This window comes from Bartonella sp. PS17NMGDW, assembly GCF_042193555.1.
Taxonomy (GTDB): Bacteria; Pseudomonadota; Alphaproteobacteria; order Rhizobiales; family Rhizobiaceae; genus Bartonella; species Bartonella grahamii.
Genome location: NZ_JBHILY010000045.1, coordinates 1 through 2982, shown reverse-complemented (window position 1 = coordinate 2982; position 2982 = coordinate 1). Strand labels below are relative to the sequence as shown.

Annotated in this window: 1 protein-coding gene and 2 pseudogenes; all 3 read right to left on the bottom strand. The window is 30.7% G+C overall.

Annotation, left to right across the window (positions count from 1 at the left end; translation table 11 throughout):
- A pseudogene (locus tag ACFIJK_RS08990) lies at window positions 1-368 on the bottom strand (hypothetical protein); the annotation flags it as partial.
- Window positions 369-1811: 1443 nt separating this feature from the next.
- Window positions 1812-2273: pseudogene (locus ACFIJK_RS08985) on the bottom strand (type ISP restriction/modification enzyme); the annotation flags it as partial.
- Window positions 2274-2778: 505 nt separating this feature from the next.
- Window positions 2779-2982, bottom strand: a 204-nt coding sequence (locus ACFIJK_RS08980) for a hypothetical protein (protein WP_375627555.1), incomplete at its 5' end; no start/stop codon positions are given.

Genomic DNA, 2982 nt, shown 5'->3' with positions numbered 1-2982 from the left:
TCAAAAACCAATGCCTTGCCATTGACGATAGCATTACCATACACCTTGGCACCTCTAAAGATTTTCGCATCATTATAAATTTTAGCATTTTCATAAACAGTTGCATCGAAAAGAACCGCGGCATTATCATAGACCCAGCAATTACCATCATGGGATAAGTTACTTTCATTTTCAATAAAACCGCCGAGGTCCCCCGCCTTAATATCATCAAAATCTCTTAGAGCACGTATACGGTATAAAGTAAGACCATCAAAAGTGAATTTTTCATTGGTAAATTCGTATTTTTTTGCAGGCTCTTGTTGATTAACAGGCGCGGTTTCATTTGCAATGTTAGAAATAATGGGGATGTTTTTTGAGATATTTTTCATAATTAAACCTTACTGATTAAATGTTTGTTATTGGCATCTCTATAGAGGCGCCGGGTGCTAACAAACACGGCAGTAAGTCCGTCGTTACACTTTTCCCATAAATGGGTATTGTATGGTGTAACTACACCCGACAAAATCACTATATATGCTAACAAAAGCATAAAAGATAGTCAGTTTTTAATAGGATTAGGTTTATCGCAACCTATTCGCTTACTGTTTAGTGTTGTTAAGCACTTGATTATTTATATAACAAAATACGTATTTATTGTCAAATAATATTCTATCTTTTTTGATATTTTTTCTTATTTTTTTAATACGTTGTGTATTGATAATATCTTATGCTTATTAATTGCTTCTTTTATATTTATGTGCTTTTAAAGATATATTATAGGCTTTATGAAACGATTGCGTTATTTTCTGAATCTATACATTTATAATATTTAAAAACGCTCTCATAATGCGTATTTTTATCTTTATAACCTATCAATTTTTTTACTAAATGAATTTTAAATTTTTTGTGAATTTTATTTATAAGGGGCTTTAATTTAAACGACCTTAATAGCACTGCGCTCTTATAACAAATGCTTTCATTTGCATTTTTGCTTTCTCTATAGCTGTTATGTTCTTTATAGCCATGGCATCATTTTCCATTTTCATAAGAGAAATGATAAATAGAATATATGATAATTATGATTTACTGCTTTTTATGAAAACATCTAAAGAGAGAATGATAATTATAGAGATGAGCAAAATCCCTTTTAATAAAATTTTGTCATTTTTGTCAGTTCTTTTTAGAACCTATATCATTTTTTTTAAATGAGAGAAAATTAAAATCATTATATTTCAATAAGTTAAGTTTTATGAATTTTTCAAAATACAACTTATTAAAACAGCCATAACAAATAAATACAACTGTAAATATATATTTGTCAGTTTATGTCAGTACATTGAAGCGACAAAAGTGATCATTTAGTGAATGATTAAAACATGTCTTATGAGAGTATGTAATCTTTAAAGCCTTTCAAAAGATAGTTTGTAACTCATAAGAAATGTTATCAAGACTTTTATGGTACTTAGTTTTGAGGGTTTTAAGAACCTTAAAAACCTATAAGTAATATAAGAAAATGAATATACATAATTCTGTTTAAACAAAGCTTTTGAAAAGGATAAAGCTATCATTTTAGATTACGGTATAATCTTTTAAAGGCAATGTAAAAGAAGCGTATTCACTTTAAGATGGGAATTCTTAAAAGTCTTAAAGCAATCAAAATAAGAGTATTTAAAAGTGCAAATGATTTCTTTTTAGAATAACGCATATAAACACTCCTTTTAAAGATTGTATGTACGCAGTTTATAAAGGGGATATAGAACCTATAGGTATAAGACCTTATACCCCCTCTCTTGTGAGGTTAATATGCCTATCATGTGAGCATGCTTTATAAGTTATTCAGTTTCTCTAATTTCTAATTTTGGTAAGTTCTTAACAATTTTCATTGTTTCCAAACTTACAGTAATAACCCTTTGGAATAACTCCAATGGATAAGCAGGGTTGCCAACGGTTTCAACAGCATAGCTATTGGCATCATTAATAATGCCACTCTTTTTATCAGTCTTTACACATTGACGCCCCATAACCCATTCAAGAGCGGGCTTGCCATTAACGATATACTCATAAGCTTCAAGAGAGATATCTGTTATTGTGATATTGCTATTGTAAATAACAGTCGATTTATCCTTTTCCTTACTATTCTTAATTTTTGCGAATTTCATTTCAGTCACATAATAAAACTTTTCTGGATTATAGATCTCTGTTTGTTTTGGATTACCCTTTTTAAAGGTCACTGGATAAGGTTCTACAGTTTCATAATTCACGTGCAAATGACCCAGTTCACGTCCTGTTACAATAGAGCTCCGTTTTCGTATAAGGGGTTTAATTCTCTTCAAAAGAATTAAAACGAAGCTTATTAAATCCATTTTGAACGAATTAAGAAAAAATGCAGAAAAATGCGAAAAAAGCCGATATTTTTTTCAAAAAGTTTTTTAAATGCTGCTTATCCACAGCCCATGACATGGGATAAGATCAGCAAAATAGTGAAATCTGCTATTCGTTTTATGAAAAAAAGACAAATGCACTATGTGCTTTAAAATATCAGAATGAGTATTTTGAAGAATTTTATTGCGAATTTTGCTTATAGGTTTTGAAGGTTTCTCAAACTCTCAAAATACTCAAAAACTTCAAAACTCATAGATAAGGCGTTCTTTGGAGATTCACTCTATGAATGCAAGGGGATATGGTTGAGCAAATTTATCCTTTATATTTATGGGGATATTGATGTATTAACCATTGACGGGCTAAACAATTTTGTTTAGAGGTCTTTCTACATAAATGTGGGGGAGAGATCTTCAGCAGTTAAAATAAAGCAGTTTTGGGTGTCACTTTTTGGGTCACAGAGGCATGTGCTTTTGTTAAAAGCGTTATAGGGCAGTGGCTGTTTTGAGTGGACTTGTTAGAGGTTCCATGAAGTTCTTTTAAACAATGCTTCATGAATAGTGCAAAGCGGGGGCAATCTGTATTGTTTTGTGTATTTTTACGCCAAAGTTCTCTTTTGAGAAT